This window comes from Frankia sp. CgJB1, assembly GCF_977947065.1.
In genome coordinates this window covers 55,988-70,806 of sequence record NZ_CDWTNB010000002.1, presented here as the reverse complement: position 1 = coordinate 70,806, position 14,819 = coordinate 55,988, and the positions used below count along the sequence as shown (strand labels likewise).

Sequence of the window (14,819 nt, the reverse complement as noted above, 5' to 3'; positions counted from 1 at the left end):
CCGCGGCCCGGTTTCCCCCCCCCCCCCCCGACCGTGGTTCCGCCGGTGGGAACCCCAACCGGGGACCCCCGGCGGGGATCCCCGACCAGGACCCCCTTGGGTGGTCCCGTCCCGTCCGGACGGTGCACACTGGCGAAGTGCGGTTGACCGAGTTCTGGGCGAAGATGAACACATGGTTCGGTTCCGCGTACGCAGAGTCGTTTGCGCGTGATCATGTGTTGTCCGGTCTCGGTGGCGCGACGGTCGAGGTGGCCCTGGCCCGTGGTGACGACGCCAAGGCCGTCTGGCGAACCGTGTGCGAGGAGTTCGATGTGCCGGCGCGGGAGCGCTGAGCCACCGTCCGGTGTGTCGTCGGGTCATCGAACGCATGTTCGTCTAGAGTCGTCCCTGTGCGGCTACTTGTCCACAGATCATCCTCGACCCTCGAAACTGTCGGACCCACGGCCTAACGTCATTCTCGTGGCCAAGACTCGACGACCTCAGCATGGAGTAACTCCAATGGCAGGACTCGACCGTGAGAAGGCGTTGGATAACGCCTTGGCGCAGATCGACAAGCAGTTCGGCAAGGGATCGGTCATGCGGTTGGGGGACGACACCAGGCCGCCGATCCAGGCCATCCCCACCGGTTCGATTGCTCTGGATGTCGCGCTCGGCATTGGCGGGCTGCCGCGGGGGCGCATCATTGAGATCTACGGCCCGGAGTCGTCCGGGAAGACGACCGTCGCCCTGCACGCGGTGGCGAACGCGCAGGCGGCCGGTGGTATCGCGGCGTTCATCGACGCCGAGCACGCGCTCGACCCCGAGTACGCGGGAAAGCTCGGCGTCGACACCGACGGTCTGCTGGTCTCCCAGCCGGATACCGGCGAGCAGGCGTTGGAGATCGCGGACATGCTCGTCCGGTCCGGCGCGCTGGACATCATCGTTATCGACTCGGTGGCCGCGCTGGTCCCGAGGGCCGAGATCGAGGGTGAGATGGGGGACAGCCACGTCGGCCTCCAGGCCCGCCTGATGTCCCAGGCCCTGCGCAAGATGACCGCGGCGCTGGCGAACTCCGGCACGACCGCGATCTTCATCAACCAGTTGCGCGAGAAGATCGGGGTGATGTTCGGCTCCCCGGAGACCACGACCGGTGGTAAGGCGCTGAAGTTCTATGCGTCGGTGCGCCTCGATGTCCGTCGTATCGAAACCCTCAAGGACGGCACGGAGGCCGTGGGTAACCGGACCCGCGTCAAGGTGGTGAAGAACAAGGTGGCGCCGCCGTTCCGGACCGCCGAATTCGACATCGTCTACGGAGGCGGTATCAGCCGGGAGGGTTCCCTGATCGACATGGGGGTCGAGCACGGTATTATTCGTAAGTCCGGTGCCTGGTACACCTACGACGGCGATCAGCTCGGCCAGGGCAAGGAGAACGCCCGGTCGTTTCTGCGGGACAACCCCGATCTGGCCAACGAGATCGAAAAGAAGATCAAGGAGAAGCTCGGCATCCTGCCCAGTCTCGAATCCGATGCCGTGGCGCCCGTCCCGGTCGATCTGTAGCCGATGGCAGGAGCAGATCCGGGGAATGTCGCGGCCGGTCCGTCGTTCGCCCGGACGGCCGTCGCGGCGGACGAAGAGCCGCGGCTGAAGGATCCGATCTCGGTCGCGCGGGAGATCTGTCTGCATCAGTTGGCGACCAGAGCGAGGAGCCGAGCAGAGCTTGCGGCGACCATGCGGCGACGAGGGGTCACCGATGAGATCGCCGGTGTGGTCCTCGACCGGTTGGCCGCCGTCGGTCTGATCGATGATGAGGCCTTCGCCGCCGCCTTCGTCTCCTCCGCTCGGGCCCGTCGTGGGCTGGGTAGGCAGGCCTTGGCCACAGAGCTGCGTAAGCGGGGAGTGGATCCGTACACCGTCGAGGCCGCCGTGGCGGTGGTCGGGGCGGACGACGAGGAGGAGGGCGCCCGCGAGCTCGTCCTTCGTCGGCTGCGGTCGATGGACCGCCTGCCCGAGCAGGGTCCGTACCCGAAGGCTCCTCGCCATGCTGACCCGAAAGGGCTATCCGGTCGAACTGGCGGTCCGGGTCGTGAGCGAGCAAGTCGCTCAGGGGCTCGACGGCGGAGGTCGGATGGCTTGGGTGGTCGATGGCGACGAAGACGACGGCTCGGTGTGAGTGGTGGGGAGATTGAGCCTGGGCCGTCAATGCGCCCTTATTTCTTGACCAGGGATTGTGCGAGACCTAGTCTTTCTTGAAAGGTGACAGGACTCCCGCGGCGACGCGGTCTTGATAGCTCGTCCAACTTCACACGGAGGCAGCCGCTGCGAGTGGGTGCCCGAAGACGGTATGCTCGCCGGCCGGTCGACGTTGGATTGGCCGGTTCGGGAGGCCGTCCGGGCTCCATATCGCAATGGCGCAATCCGCGTGCTGCCCCTCTACGGCTGTGATCGTGCCGAGACGAGGGTCCTTCACCGCTCCAGCCCGCCTGTGCGGGTCCGACGGAAGCGGAGGGAGCAGCGATGGAGGGCGTCCTCGTCGTCCTGTCGTCACTCGTACTTGCCGTCCTGAGCGTTCTGATCCTCGCCGTGGCGCGGTTGGTCCGGGCGACCGGGGTTGACAAGATACCCGACCCCGCTCCGGTGGTGTCCCGAACTCCGGCCGCCCGGGACGTGACCGGTCCGGCGGACGTGACCGGTCCGGCGGACGTGACCGGTCCGGCGGACGTGACCGGTCCGGCGGACGTGACCGGTCCGGCGGACTTCGACGAGGAGCCGACGGCCCGCGTCCTGCCCACGGTCCGGGAGGGTTCCGGCGCTCCGGCCACGACGGACGCCGACTCACCCGCCGATCGAGACGGCACCGCCGCGTGGACCGGGGGTTCGGCCGTGACCGCCGATCGCTCCGACGGCGGCCTCCGCGCGGCTCATGGTGGTAGCGCGGAGGAGGCGGCGCAGATTGTGGCCCGAGCCGAACGGGAGGCGGCGGAACGGTTGGCGCGGGCTGAGCGGGATGCCGCCGAGATCCGGCAACGCGGCGAGGAGGATGTCGCCCTACTGCGCGAGCGGATGCTCGCCGAGGCGGCAGTCGAAACCTCGCGGCTCCAGGCCGCGGCGAGAGAGTCCGTCCGCGCCGAGCAGGAGGCCGCCCGGACCGAGATCGCCGCGGCGCGGGCGGCGTTCGACGGTGAGCAGCAGGCCCGGCGGACGGAACTGCAGAGCCGGGAGGCTGCGCTAGCCACTCGGGAACAGCGCGTCGAGGACCGGATGGCCAGCATCGACGATCATAGTCGTCACCTGGCGGGCCGCGACCGCGACCTGCTCGACCGGGAGAACGACCTGGCCCGTCGGACGGCCGAGGTGGCCGACCTCGAACGTGCCCGTCATGCCGCGCTGGAGCAGGTGGCCGGGCTCACCGCCGGGCAGGCCAGGGGGGAGCTGATCGCCGTCATCGAGCAGGAGGCCCGGCGGGAGGCGGCGCTGATGGTCCGCGAGATCGAGGCCCGGGCTGAGGAGGAGAGTGAGGAACGCGCCCGCAGGATCGTGACCACCGCCATCCAACGGGTCGCGTCTGACCAGACCACCGAGTCCGTCGTGACGGTCCTGCATCTTCCCGGCGATGAGATGAAGGGCAGGATCATCGGGCGGGAGGGACGCAACATCCGGGCTTTCGAGTCCGTCACCGGGGTCAACGTGCTCATCGACGACACGCCCGAGGCGGTGCTGCTGAGCTGCTTCGATCCGGTGCGTCGCGAGGTCGGTCGCATCACGCTGGCGGCTCTGGTGTCCGACGGCCGGATCCATCCGCACCGCATCGAGGAGGAGCACGCCCGCGCCCAGCTCGAGGTGGCCGAGCGGTGCGTGCGGGCGGGCGAGGACGCCCTGCTCGAGACCGGCATTTCCGAGATGCACCCTGAGCTGGTCAATCTGCTGGGCCAGTTGCGTTACCGAACCAGCTACGGCCAGAACGTGCTCGCGCACCTGATCGAAAGCGCTCACCTCGCCGGAATCATGGCCGCCGAGCTGCGCATGCCGTTTCCACTTGCGAAACGAGCGGCTCTGCTGCACGACCTCGGCAAGGCTCTTACCCACGAGATCGAGGGCTCTCATGCGTTGATCGGGGCGGAGGTGGCCCGTCGCTACGGTGAGGACGAGGAGGTCGTGCACGCGATCGAGGCCCATCACAACGAGGTCGCACCCCGCTCGATCTGCGCGGTGCTGACCCAGGCCGCTGACCAGATCTCCGGTGGCCGGCCTGGCGCTCGCCGCGACAGCCTGGAGTCGTATGTGAAACGGCTCGAGCGCATCGAGCAGATCGCCGGTGACCGTCCGGGTGTCGACAAGGTGTTCGCCATGCAGGCCGGCCGGGAGGTGCGTGTCATGGTCGTGCCCGAGGAGGTCGACGATCTCGCCGCCCATCTGCTCGCCCGGGACGTCGCCAGGCAGATCGAGGAGGAGCTCACCTATCCGGGTCAGATCCGGGTGACCGTCGTGCGCGAGACCCGTGCGGTGGGCACCGCCCGCTGAGCCGGGATGCGGCCGCCGAGGCGGCGGTCCTGGCGGCGGTCCAGCCATCGGGCCAACAGCGACAGCAGCCCGTTGGTGACAATGTACATCACCGCCATGACGGTGTAGATGGGCAGGGCGTACCTGCTGCCCAGGTACTCGACCGCACTGCGTCCCGATCGCAGCAGCTCGCTGTAGGCGATGACGTAGCCCAGTGAGGTGTCCTTGAGCAACGTCACCAGCTGGCTCACCAGCGTCGGGCTCATCCGCCGGACCGCCTGGGGAAACTGGATGAGGCGGAAGATCTGGACCGGCCGCAGCCCGACCGCCGCCGCGGCCTCCGTCTGCCCCCGGTCGACCGACTGGATCCCGGCGCGGAAGATCTCGCTGAGCACCGCCCCGTTGTAGGCGGTCAGCCCGATGACCAGGGCCCAGAACGCCGAGAGCCGCCAGCCGAGCGCCGGCAGACCGAGGTAGGCGAACAGGATGAGCATCAGGACAGGCAGGCTGCGGAACAGCTCCACCAGCAGCGTGGCCGGGATGCGCACCGCCCGGCGCTGGGACAGCCGGGCCAGGGCGAGCAGGGTCCCCACCGCCGAGGCGAACAGCATCGCGGTCAGCGCGGCGCGCAACGTGTCGAGCAGCCCGTTCCACAGCAGGGTGCGCAGCGCCGGTTGATCGACGAAGACACTCCAGCGCTTGCCGTCGAGCTGGCCGGAGTCGGCGAGGCGGAGCACCGCCAGCGTGACCAGCCCGACGAGGACAGCGGCGGCCACCACACTCGCGATCAGGATGCGACGTCGACCACGCGGACCCGGTGGATCGGCCAGGATGATCTCGGTGCTCATCGCGCCCTCGCCACCCGTCGTTCGGCCAGGGACAGCCCGGCTGCCAGCACCGCGGTAAGGATCAGGTATGCCACCACACCGCCGAGCAGCACGACGATCACCGCATCCGGATTGACGGTCGTGAGCCGTTGGACCATGCCGGTCAGCTCCTCGACGCCGAACGCCGCGGCGATCGAGGTGTTGCGGATCAGCGCGCTCACCACGCTGCCCAGCGGTTGCAGCACGTTGCGGAATGCCTGCGGAAGGATGATCATTCGCAGCGTCTGGGAGAAGGTCAGGCCCAACGCACGAGCCGCTTCGGCCTGACCGAGGTCAACCCCATTGATCCCGGAACGCACCGCCTCGCAGACCAGCGCGGCGTGATAAATCGAGAGCGCGACCACCGCGAACGTGAAATATGAGAAGACGATGTCCAGCTGCGGCAGGACGAACACCACGAAGAAGAACACGACGGTCAGCGGGGTGTTGCGGACCGTCTGCACGTAGGCGGTGCCGGTCCAGCGCAGCGGGGGCACGGGGGAGACCCGCATCGCTGCGAGGACGGTACCGAGGATCAGGGCCGCCACGGACGCGAACAGGCTTAGCCCGACCGTCCGGCGGAAGCCCTCGGCGAAGATATCGAGGTTATCGATGACGGCGTCGATCGCTGTCCTCCCTCAGGCGGTGGCGGGTGGACGACCGGTCGGCCCGGGTGAGGCCGACCGGTCGTGCCCCGAGCGATGATTGGCGGATCAGGACGTGTACCGGTCGGCAGCCGGGGGAGTGGGCACGGTCGGCTCCACCTTGCCGAGGGTCGAGGTGTACGCCTTCTCCCAGCGCCCGTCTTTGTAAGCGGCCTCGAGCGTGTCGTTGATGAAGTTCCGGAACGCGTCGTCACCCTTCTTGAGGCCGATGCCGTAGGGCTCCTTCGTGAAGGTGTCACCCACCACCTTGAAGGCGTCGGGGTCCTTGTCGACGAGACCCAGCAGGATGCCCTTGTCCGTGGTGACCGCGTCGACCTGACCGTTCTTCAACGCGTCGGCGCACTTGCTGTACACATCGAACAGCACGAGCTGGGCGGTGGGCGCCACCCGGCGGATGTTCTCGGCCGGCGTGGATCCGCTGACCGAGCACACCTTCTTGCCGGCAAGGGTGTCCTTGCCGGTGATGTCGGTGTTGTTCTTCGCGACCATGATGGACTGGCCGGAGACGTAGTACGGCCCCGCGAAGTCGACGACCTTCTTCCGTTTGTCGTTGATTGTGTAGGTGGCCACCACGAGGTCGACCCGGCCCTGCTGGATGAAGGGTTCACGGTTGGCCGACACGGTCTCCACGTAGGAGACCTTGTCGCGTGGGATGCCCAGGGCATCCGTGACGATCTTCGAGATCTCGACGTCGAAGCCCTCGGGCTGGTCGCTGAGGTTCTTCAGCCCGAACAGGTTCTGGTCGAACTTCGTCCCGATGATGATCTTTCCAGCGTCGTGCAGCCGGGCCATGGTGGTGCCGGCGGTGAAGGTTACCGAGGCGGTGGGTGCCGAGGCGTCGTCGCCGCCGCTCCTACAGGCACTCAGCCCGAGGGCGGCGAGCAGCGTCACGCCGGCGAGGAGCGCGCCGCCGCGCCTGTGGCGGCTGCGTCCGCGTGACAACCCGCCTGAGCTCCCGTTGAGATGCCCGGCGGCGGGGCGCCGCGTCCGGCTGAACGATGTACGCATGACCGATCCTCTCGCGCAGTGCTCCGGACCGCGGGTCCGGAGCAGGTGATCTGGCATCGGGTGGTGTATGTCCCCCTGAGGAACTGCGTCCCTCCGGTGGTACGTGCCTCTGGTGTGCCTCCGGGTGCCGGCGGCGCGGCGGGCGGCGGGTGCGACCGGGTCGGGCCCGGTTGGGCCGGGTCGGTGGAGGTCAGTGCTGCAGGACCCGGGCCAGGAAGTCCCGGGCGCGTTCGGCCCGCGGCGCGGCGAAGAAACTCTCCGGCGGGGCGATCTCGAGGATGCGGCCGTCCGCCATGAAGGCCACCCGGTCCGCGGCGGAACGCGCGAATCCCATTTCGTGGGTGACGACGATCATGGTCATGCCGCTGGTGGCCAGCGACCTCATCACGTCCAGCACCTCGGAGATCATCTCTGGGTCGAGCGCCGAGGTCGGTTCGTCGAAGAGCATGAGCACGGGATCCATCGCCAGCGCCCTGGCGATGGCGGCGCGCTGCTGCTGGCCGCCGGAGAGCTGGCGGGGCAACCGGTCCGCCTTGTCGGCGATCCCCACGCGTTCCAATAGTTCCTGGGCCCGGGCGCGGGCCTGCAGGCGGTTGTGCCCCAGGACCTTGACCGGTCCCAGGGTGACGTTCTCGAGCACCGTCTTGTGCGCGAAGAGGTTGAACGATTGGAATACCATTCCGACCCGTGACCGCATCCGGGCGAGCTCATGGCTCTCCGTGGGCAGGGGACGGCCCTCGAAGAGGATCCGGCCCTCGTCGATCGTTTCCAATCGGTTGATGCAGCGGCACAGGGTCGACTTCCCCGACCCCGAGGGCCCGATGATGATGACGACCTCGCCCGCCTCGACGGACAGGTCGACGTCGGCCAGGACCCGGTTGTCGCCGAACGACTTCCCGACGCCTTCCAGGGTCACCAAAGGCATGTCGACCTCCCGGCACAATGACGGTGTGGTGTTAGGCCGAGCGTCCCGGCGGCCTCATGATGGAACGGCCAGGCGCGCGGATCGGTCGTGGGGCCGACAGCTGGGGCGGTCGTCTCGCGCGGATTTCGGCGCACTGGCGGGAACATTCGAGAATAGTATCCCTGCAGCTATGCAAATATATCGAGCGGGGTGTTGCCTGATATCTTGGGCGGCCTCCAGGCCAGGATGGGTCGCCCCAGCTCCCGACGGGGAGGGTCCCGGTCCCGCCGGCGAGGCGGTCCGCGACGCGATCCCGTCCCCGCCGGACCCAACCCAGACCCGCCCCCGCACCCGACCCCAGACCCGGCCCGGTGCAGGCGCCGTAGGCTGGTCGGGTGAACGGCCGCAGCTACGAGGTCCGCACGTTCGGGTGCCAGATGAACGTCCACGACTCCGAACGGCTCTGTGGGCTGCTGGAATCCGCCGGCTACTCCCCGGTCGATCCCGGCGGCGAGGCGGATGTAGTCGTGTTCAACACCTGCGCGGTGCGGGAGAACGCCGACAACCGCCTGTACGGCAATCTCGGCCAGCTCGTCCCGGTGAAGAAGGGCCATCCGGGCATGCAGATCGCGGTCGGGGGCTGCCTCGCCCAGAAGGACCGGGCCGCGATCCTTGACCGGGCACCCTGGGTTGACGTGGTCTTCGGCACGCACAACCTGCACCGACTGCCCGTGCTGCTGGAGCGCGCGCGGCACAACGCGGCGGCCCAGGTCGAGATCGCCGAGGCCCTGGAGGTCTTCCCGAGCTCTCTGCCGACCCGGCGGGCCAGCCATCACTCGGCCTGGGTCAGCATCAGCGTGGGATGCGACAACACCTGCACCTTCTGCATCGTCCCCAGCCTGCGTGGCCGCGAGCGTGACCGCCGGCCGGGCGACGTGCTCGCCGAGGTCGAGGCCCTGGTCGCGGAGGGCGCCCTGGAGATCACGCTGCTGGGGCAGAACGTCAACTCCTACGGGCGCTCCCTGGGAGATCCCGGTGCCTTCGCGAAGCTGCTGGCCGCCTGCGGTCGCGTCGACGGTCTCGAACGTGTCCGCTTCACCTCACCGCATCCGCGCGACTTCACCGATGACGTCATCGAGGCCATGGCGACCACCTTGAACGTGTGCCACCAGCTGCACATGCCGTTGCAGTCCGGGTCGGACACCGTGCTGCGCCGCATGCGCCGCTCGTACCGTCGGGACCGGTTCCTCGGCATTGTCGAGCGGGTGCGGGCGGTCATGCCCGACGCGGCCATCACCACCGACATCATCGTGGGCTTCCCCGGCGAGACCGAGGCGGACTTCGCCGACACCCTCGACGTGGTGCGGGCGGCCCGGTTCTCCGGCGCCTTCACCTTCCAGTACTCGCCTCGCCCGGGCACCCCGGCAGCGACCATGGACGCCCAGGTGGACCGGGCGACTGTAGCCGACCGGTATACCCGGCTGGTGGCCCTGCAGGACGAGATCTCCTGGGCGGAGAACCGGGCCCTGGTCGGCCGGCGGGTCGAGGTGCTGGTCTCGGAGGGAGAGGGGCGCAAGGACGGCGCCACCGGCCGGATGTCCGGCCGGGCCCGGGACGGACGGCTCGTGCACTTCCGCGCGGACGAGGCCGCGAGCTCGCCCACCGGCTCGGGCTCGAGGGCGGGCGGCGCCGCGGTCGCGCCTACGGTGCGCCCGGGCGACGTCGTCGAGACGGTGGTGACGCGGGCGGCACCCCACCACCTCACCGCCGACGGCCCCCTGCGGTCCCACCGGGCGACCCGTGCGGGGGACGCGTGGGCGCTCGGGCGTGACGGTGGCGGTGCGGCCGTCGCGCAGCAGCCGGCAGGCGGACGGCCGATCGTCCCCCTGGGCATCCCGTCCCTGCGGCCGTCCTCGCCCGGTCCCGTCGGCCTGGCGTCTGCTGGCACGGCGTCTGCTGGCACGGCGTCGGCCGGCGCGGACGCCTGCTGTACTCCGGTACGTCGATGACCCTCGTCGCCGCCGCGGTCTGTCCTCATCCTCCGTTGCTGGTTCCCGAGGTCGGCTGTGGTGAGCCGATCGAGGCACGGGTCGTCGCGGTGGACGCGGTGCGCCTGCTGTGTGCCACCAAGCCGGACACGATCGTGGTGGTGGGTGACGCGGCGACCGAGGTGTCCTACGGCCCCGCCGCGTTCGGGTCGCTGGCCGGCTTCGGCGTGGATCTCCGGGTGGACCTCGGCCCGACCGCGCTGGCCCCCGAGTCACCGTCTGTCCCGTCGTCGCCCGTCCTACCGTCGCCCCCTCTACCGTTGTCGATCACGATCGGCGCCTGGCTGCTGGGCGCCGTCGGTTGGCCCGGCGCCCGCACCGCCGTCGGGGTGCCCGCGGAGATCTCTCCGGACGGGGCCGTCGCACTCGGATCGCGGCTGGTCGCGGGCTCCGCTCCGCAGGAACGCCTCGCACTGCTCGTGATGGGCGACGGCTCGGCCTGTCGCACGCTGAAGGCTCCCGGCGGGTTGGATCCACGGGCCGCGGCGTTCGACGCGACCGCCGCCGCGGCGCTGGCCGCGGGGGATCCAGCCGGCCTGCTCGCCCTGGACCCGGGGTTGGCCCGGGAGCTGCTCGCCGCGGGCCGGGCGTCCTGGCAGGTCCTGGCCGGCGCCCTGCTCGCCGCGACCCGGGACGGCCCGGGCCCGGGGTCCCTGGGCCCGGGGGCATGGAACAGTGACCTCCGGTATGACGACGCGCCGTACGGTGTCGGCTATCTGGTTGCCCTCTGGACACGGGATGTTGCCGAGCGAGGATGAACAGGCAGGAGGAACCGCGCCGGGGGCCGGTGGTGGCGGTCGTGGGGCCGACCGCTGGCGGGAAGAGCGACCTCGGCATCGAGATCGCGCTCGCCCTCGGCGGCGAGGTGGTGAACGCGGACTCGATGCAGCTCTACCGCGGGATGGACATCGGTACCGCCAAGGTTCCCGAGGCGGAGCGTCGCGGGGTGCCCCACCATCTGCTCGACCTGTGGGACGTGACGCATCCCGCGGACGTCGCGAGCTTCCAGGTGGACGCCCGCCGGGTAATCGACGATCTGCTCGCCGCCGGGCGCATTCCGGTGCTGGTCGGCGGTTCCGGGCTCTACGTCCGCGCGGTTCTCGACAATCTGACCTTCCCGGGGACCGATCCGGGCGTCCGGGCGCGGTGGGAGGAGGAACTGGCCCGCGTCGGCGCCCCGGCGCTGCACGACCGGCTGGCCGCGCTGGCACCGCAGGCCGCCGCGGCGATCCTGCCCAGCAACGGCCGGCGGATTGTGCGTGCCCTGGAGGTCGTCGAGTTCACCGGAACCTTCACGGCCACCCTGCCGGAGCACCGCTCGGTCTATGAGGTCGTGCAGATCGGCGTGGATCGCCCCGATCTCGACCAACGGATCACGGACCGGGTGGAGAAAATGTGGGGTGCTGGTTTTCCTGACGAAGTGCGAAGGTTGGTGGAATGCGGCCTGCGGGAAGGCCGAACCGCTTCTCGCGCACTGGGCTATGCCCAGGTTCTGGCCTGGTTCGACGGCGCAATGGACTCCGCTGAACAGGCCAAGCTCGCCACAATTACGGCGACGCGGCGCTTTGCCCGTCGACAAAGGTCCTGGTTCCGGCGGGATAACCGGATAGCCTGGTTGGACCAACCAGATGTCACCCAGGTGCGACGGCTGGTGGGTTCGCTCTGACGGGTGATCGGCCGACCGGGTCGGGGTCGATCGGGCCGCCGCCAATGCGCGGCGTCGCCGGTGGCCGGTGCGCGGCGGCCGGTCCCGCACGGCGTCTGGAGAGATCGATGTGACCGCGCCCACCGCTGATGCTGGTACCCCACCCGATGATGCTGGTACCCCACCCGACCTGACTCTCGTCCCCGCGCTTTACGCCGCCTTCGATGATGGTTCGCTGCGGCTGCACTTCCAACCGGAGGTCGACCTGCGCAACGGGTCGGTGCCGGGGATGGAAGCCCATCCGCGGTGGCTGCACCCGGAACGCGGGGTGCTGGGCCCGGCGGATTTCATGCCGATCGCCGTGGCCGCGGGCCTCGTCCATCAGGTGGACCAGTGGGTGCTGCGGATGGCCGTGACCGAGGCGCGCACCTGGCATCGGATGGCGGTCGGGACGCCGATCCGCCCGCCCCGGTTGTGGGTGAACATCGATGGCCGCCAGCTTGCCAGCCTCGCCTTCGCGGCCGAGGTCGACCGGCTCGTCTCGGGCCGGGTGCTGCCGGCCGGGGCGATCGGCCTCGAGTTCAGCGAGCAGACCCTCGGGCTCGCCGCGCCGATGGTGCCCCGGTTGCTGACCCGGCTGCGTGCCCTCGGGGTGGCGATCGCGGTCGGGTCCTTCGGCACGTGGCTGGGCTCGCTGGCCGTGCTCGACCAGTTGCCGCTGAACCTCGTCAAGATTGACGGCCTGTTCCTGCGGGCGACCATGAAGGACCTCGAGGGTGAGGCCGTGCTCGCGGCCATCGTCCGGCTCGCCCACCAGCGCGGCCTGCCCGTCGTCGCCGACGATGTCGACACCGCGCGCCTGGCGTCCCGGGTGGTAGATCTTGGCTGCGATCGCGCCATCGGACCGGTGTTCTGTCCGCCGGTGCCGGTGGAGGACGCTCGGATGATCGCCCTCGGGCGCGGCCGGCCCGACCGCTGGTACAAGCCGTCGCATTCCGACGACCGGATGCGGGAGTGGGCGCGGGCCGCCGCCGGCTGACGCCGCCGCGGGAGCCCGGTCGTCAGGTGCCGAGCGGCGTCCCCCGTACGATCGGCGACGTGCGGGACGAACTGGGGTTGCGATTCGTCAAGGGCCACGGGACGGGCAACGACTTCGTCCTCCTGCCGGATCCCGACGGGGACCTCGACCTCACCGCGGGCCTGGTGCGCGCGCTGTGCGACCGGCGGACCGGCATCGGGGGCGACGGGGTGCTGCGGGTGGTGCTCTGCGCCGCGGTTCCCGAGGCGGCCGGTCTGGCCGGCCGGGCGCGCTGGTTCATGGACTACCGCAATGCTGACGGTTCGATTGCCGAGATGTGCGGCAACGGCGCCCGGGTGTTCGCCCGCTACCTCGTCGACGCCGGATACGCCCAGCCGGGACGGTTCCACGTCGCGACCCGCGCCGGGCTGCGGCTCGTCGAGGTCGCGGTGGACGGTGACGTCACGGTCGACATGGGACCGCCGCGGATCATCGACGGACCCGGGGCCCCGGTCACCGTCGCCGATCGTGCCTTCACCGCGACCGCGGTCTCGATGGGTAATCCGCACGCGGTCTGCTTCGCCGACGACCTGGACGTCGCCGGGCTGCGTCGGCTCGACCTGACCCGACCACCGTCGTTCTCCCCGGTCGACTTCCCGGACGGGGTGAACGTGGAGATCGTCGTCGCCCGGCCGGGTGGGGTGGCGATGCGGGTGTTCGAACGTGGGGTCGGGGAGACCGCGTCCTGCGGCACCGGTGCCTGCGCGGTCGCGGTGGCCTGGGCGGCCCGGCGAGGTGCTTGGCCGGGGGGTGCGCCGGTCGAGGTCGAGGTGGATGTGCCCGGCGGCGGCCTGGTCGTGATCTGGCAGCCGGAGACCGTGCTGTTGCGAGGGCCCGCCGAGCTGATCTTCGACGGCGTGCTGCGCCGTGCGGAGGTCCACGACCCGGTCGGGTGAGGTGTCCGTTTCCTACAAGACCCGGCCCGTCTGCCGGCCCTACGGTGCCCTCATGCCACCATCGTTCACCCTGACCGGTGTGATCGTCGCTGATATGGCCCGGTCCCTGGCGTTCTACCGCCGGCTCGGCCTCGACCTGCCCGCCGGGGCCGACGCCCAGCCGCACGTCGAGGTGCAGCTGCCCGGCGGTCTACGCCTCGCGTTCGACAGCGAGGCGACCATCCGATCCTTTGATCCGCACTGGTCGGCGGGTACCGGCTCGCCGCGGGTCGGGCTGGCCTTCGCCTGCGACACGCCGGACGAGGTCGACGAGGTCTACGCCGACCTCGTCGGCGCCGGTCACGCCGGCCACCTTCCGCCCTGGGACGCCTTCTGGGGCCAGCGGTACGCGGTCGTGCTCGATCCAGACGGCAACCACGTCGACCTCTACGCCCCACTGCCCGTAGTGGCCGCGATATCCGCGATATCCGCTACCGAGACGTCCAGTTCGTCCTGAACGTTGGCAGTTCGGATGAGACGGGTCGGCGGAACTCCGGCGAGCGCGCGTACCTCCCGGGCGAGGTGCGCCTGGTCGGCGTAGCCGGCCTCGGCCGCCACGACCGCGAACGGGATGCCGGCCCGCGCCGCGTGCAGGGCGTCCTGTATCCGGAGGATCCTGGCGAGCGTCTTCGGGCCATATCCGAAGACGCGCCGGCAGCGACGCAGCAGCTGGCGTTCGCTCAGCCCGACTATGCGCGCGAGGTCGTCCACGGGCGCCCGGGGCGCGGGCACCCGCCAGAACGGCGGGAACCAACCGGTCCACGAGCGCCGGGTGAACGGGCCGGGCGGCGATCGACGACTCGAATGCGACCAGGGGATCAGCGGCCATGGCGAGCCGCTCGGCGAGTCGCTGCGCCGGTCCGTCGCCCCACAGGTCGGCGAGCGGGATGCGTTGGTCGCGCAGTTCGTCCGCGGCCACTCCGAGGTGGGATGGTCCAGAGCCCGAGTCGAAGCGGAGCCCGACGTGCCGCACGCCTGGTGCCCAGCGCACCAGCTTCGCCGCCGTGTCCGGCCCCGCGACGATCAGATTGGCGTCGGAACTCCAGATGATGTCCATGCATCCGTCCGGCAACACCCGCCGGCTGCACACCAAGTCTGTGTGCCCGGTGCCCTCCGAGGGCCCGGTGCTGTCCGGACGCCGGTCCGCCGTCGTCCGTGTGGTGTCCGGGGGAGTCGGGCGGCCCGAGCTGTCCC

15 protein-coding genes and 2 pseudogenes are annotated in these 14,819 nt (G+C 70.1%); 11 read left to right on the top strand and 6 right to left on the bottom strand.

The window, feature by feature from the left end:
• Positions 1–137 precede the first annotated feature (137 nt).
• The 5 genes and pseudogenes from AC08OT_RS00735 to rny all read left to right on the top strand — a co-directional run bounded on the left by AC08OT_RS00735 (position 138) and on the right by rny (position 4,497).
• Entirely contained in the window at positions 138–332 is a 195-nt protein-coding gene (locus AC08OT_RS00735; RefSeq protein ID WP_476593988.1) for a DUF3046 domain-containing protein, read from the top strand.
• A 166-nt stretch (positions 333–498) separates the two neighbouring features.
• On the top strand, positions 499–1,536 hold the full coding sequence (gene recA, locus AC08OT_RS00730; RefSeq protein WP_462187608.1) for a recombinase RecA: 1,038 nt from the start codon (positions 499–501) through the stop codon (positions 1,534–1,536).
• 3 nt (positions 1,537–1,539) lie between these two features.
• Positions 1,540–1,845, top strand: a pseudogene (locus AC08OT_RS00725) (recombination regulator RecX); the annotation flags it as partial.
• Positions 1,846–2,017: 172 nt separating this feature from the next.
• Positions 2,018–2,149 (top strand): hypothetical protein, encoded by a 132-nt coding sequence (locus AC08OT_RS00720; RefSeq protein WP_476593990.1) that lies wholly within the window; start codon positions 2,018–2,020, stop codon positions 2,147–2,149.
• A 344-nt stretch (positions 2,150–2,493) separates the two neighbouring features.
• Positions 2,494–4,497, top strand: coding sequence for a ribonuclease Y (gene rny / locus AC08OT_RS00715; RefSeq protein ID WP_476602456.1), 2,004 nt, complete (start codon positions 2,494–2,496; stop codon positions 4,495–4,497).
• Here the strand turns inward: rny and AC08OT_RS00710 are convergent.
• The 4 genes from AC08OT_RS00710 to AC08OT_RS00695 all read right to left on the bottom strand — a co-directional run bounded on the left by AC08OT_RS00710 (position 4,443) and on the right by AC08OT_RS00695 (position 7,940).
• A complete protein-coding gene (locus AC08OT_RS00710) occupies positions 4,443–5,324 on the bottom strand; it encodes an amino acid ABC transporter permease (RefSeq protein ID WP_476593985.1) in 882 nt (293 codons plus the stop codon). The two genes, rny and AC08OT_RS00710, sit on opposite strands and share 55 nt — an antisense overlap.
• Positions 5,321–5,941 carry an amino acid ABC transporter permease gene (locus tag AC08OT_RS00705; protein WP_476593989.1) on the bottom strand — a complete coding sequence of 207 codons (621 nt, stop codon included), beginning with the start codon at positions 5,939–5,941 and terminating at the stop codon, positions 5,321–5,323. The genes AC08OT_RS00710 and AC08OT_RS00705 overlap by 4 nt, the downstream gene beginning before the upstream one ends.
• 114 nt (positions 5,942–6,055) lie before the next feature.
• On the bottom strand, positions 6,056–7,015 hold the full coding sequence (locus AC08OT_RS00700) for a glutamate ABC transporter substrate-binding protein (protein WP_476593986.1): 960 nt from the start codon (positions 7,013–7,015) through the stop codon (positions 6,056–6,058).
• A gap of 190 nt (positions 7,016–7,205) precedes the next feature.
• On the bottom strand, positions 7,206–7,940 hold the full coding sequence (locus tag AC08OT_RS00695) for an amino acid ABC transporter ATP-binding protein (protein WP_476593987.1): 735 nt from the start codon (positions 7,938–7,940) through the stop codon (positions 7,206–7,208).
• A gap of 374 nt (positions 7,941–8,314) precedes the next feature.
• Between AC08OT_RS00695 and miaB the strand changes: the two genes are divergently transcribed.
• The 6 genes from miaB to AC08OT_RS00665 all read left to right on the top strand — a co-directional run bounded on the left by miaB (position 8,315) and on the right by AC08OT_RS00665 (position 14,082).
• Positions 8,315–9,928: a tRNA (N6-isopentenyl adenosine(37)-C2)-methylthiotransferase MiaB gene (miaB, locus tag AC08OT_RS00690; RefSeq protein ID WP_476602455.1), complete on the top strand. Its 1,614-nt coding sequence runs from the start codon at positions 8,315–8,317 to the stop codon at positions 9,926–9,928.
• Positions 9,925–10,725, top strand: coding sequence for a class III extradiol dioxygenase subunit B-like domain-containing protein (locus AC08OT_RS00685; RefSeq protein WP_476592090.1), 801 nt, complete (start codon positions 9,925–9,927; stop codon positions 10,723–10,725). Before miaB ends, AC08OT_RS00685 begins: the two co-directional genes overlap by 4 nt.
• A complete protein-coding gene (miaA, locus tag AC08OT_RS00680; protein WP_476592089.1) occupies positions 10,722–11,633 on the top strand; it encodes a tRNA (adenosine(37)-N6)-dimethylallyltransferase MiaA in 912 nt (303 codons plus the stop codon). The genes AC08OT_RS00685 and miaA overlap by 4 nt, the downstream gene beginning before the upstream one ends.
• A 109-nt stretch (positions 11,634–11,742) precedes the next feature.
• On the top strand, positions 11,743–12,651 hold the full coding sequence (locus AC08OT_RS00675; RefSeq protein ID WP_476592088.1) for an EAL domain-containing protein: 909 nt from the start codon (positions 11,743–11,745) through the stop codon (positions 12,649–12,651).
• A 59-nt stretch (positions 12,652–12,710) separates the two neighbouring features.
• Entirely contained in the window at positions 12,711–13,586 is an 876-nt protein-coding gene (gene dapF / locus AC08OT_RS00670) for a diaminopimelate epimerase (RefSeq protein WP_476592092.1), read from the top strand.
• A 52-nt stretch (positions 13,587–13,638) separates the two neighbouring features.
• Positions 13,639–14,082: a VOC family protein gene (locus AC08OT_RS00665; protein WP_476592087.1), complete on the top strand. Its 444-nt coding sequence runs from the start codon at positions 13,639–13,641 to the stop codon at positions 14,080–14,082.
• On the opposite strand, the gene AC08OT_RS00660 is transcribed toward AC08OT_RS00665, so the two are convergent.
• Positions 14,013–14,336 carry a helix-turn-helix domain-containing protein gene (locus tag AC08OT_RS00660; protein ID WP_476592086.1) on the bottom strand — a complete coding sequence of 108 codons (324 nt, stop codon included), beginning with the start codon at positions 14,334–14,336 and terminating at the stop codon, positions 14,013–14,015. The two genes, AC08OT_RS00665 and AC08OT_RS00660, sit on opposite strands and share 70 nt — an antisense overlap.
• Positions 14,337–14,568: 232 nt before the next feature.
• A pseudogene (locus AC08OT_RS00655) lies at positions 14,569–14,682 on the bottom strand (AraC family transcriptional regulator); the annotation flags it as partial.
• Positions 14,683–14,819 lie beyond the last annotated feature (137 nt).

Coding starts and splice junctions, on each gene's coding strand:
- miaA (WP_476592089.1), top strand. CDS start 10,722: ATGAACAGGCAGGAGGAACCGCGCCGGGGGCCGGTGGTGGCGGTCGTG.
- AC08OT_RS00665 (WP_476592087.1), top strand. CDS start 13,639: ATGCCACCATCGTTCACCCTGACCGGTGTGATCGTCGCTGATATGGCC.
- AC08OT_RS00695 (WP_476593987.1), bottom strand. CDS start 7,940: ATGCCTTTGGTGACCCTGGAAGGCGTCGGGAAGTCGTTCGGCGACAAC.
- AC08OT_RS00720 (WP_476593990.1), top strand. CDS start 2,018: ATGCTGACCCGAAAGGGCTATCCGGTCGAACTGGCGGTCCGGGTCGTG.
- AC08OT_RS00710 (WP_476593985.1), bottom strand. CDS start 5,324: ATGAGCACCGAGATCATCCTGGCCGATCCACCGGGTCCGCGTGGTCGA.
- rny (WP_476602456.1), top strand. CDS start 2,494: ATGGAGGGCGTCCTCGTCGTCCTGTCGTCACTCGTACTTGCCGTCCTG.
- AC08OT_RS00700 (WP_476593986.1), bottom strand. CDS start 7,015: ATGCGTACATCGTTCAGCCGGACGCGGCGCCCCGCCGCCGGGCATCTC.
- AC08OT_RS00685 (WP_476592090.1), top strand. CDS start 9,925: ATGACCCTCGTCGCCGCCGCGGTCTGTCCTCATCCTCCGTTGCTGGTT.
- recA (WP_462187608.1), top strand. CDS start 499: ATGGCAGGACTCGACCGTGAGAAGGCGTTGGATAACGCCTTGGCGCAG.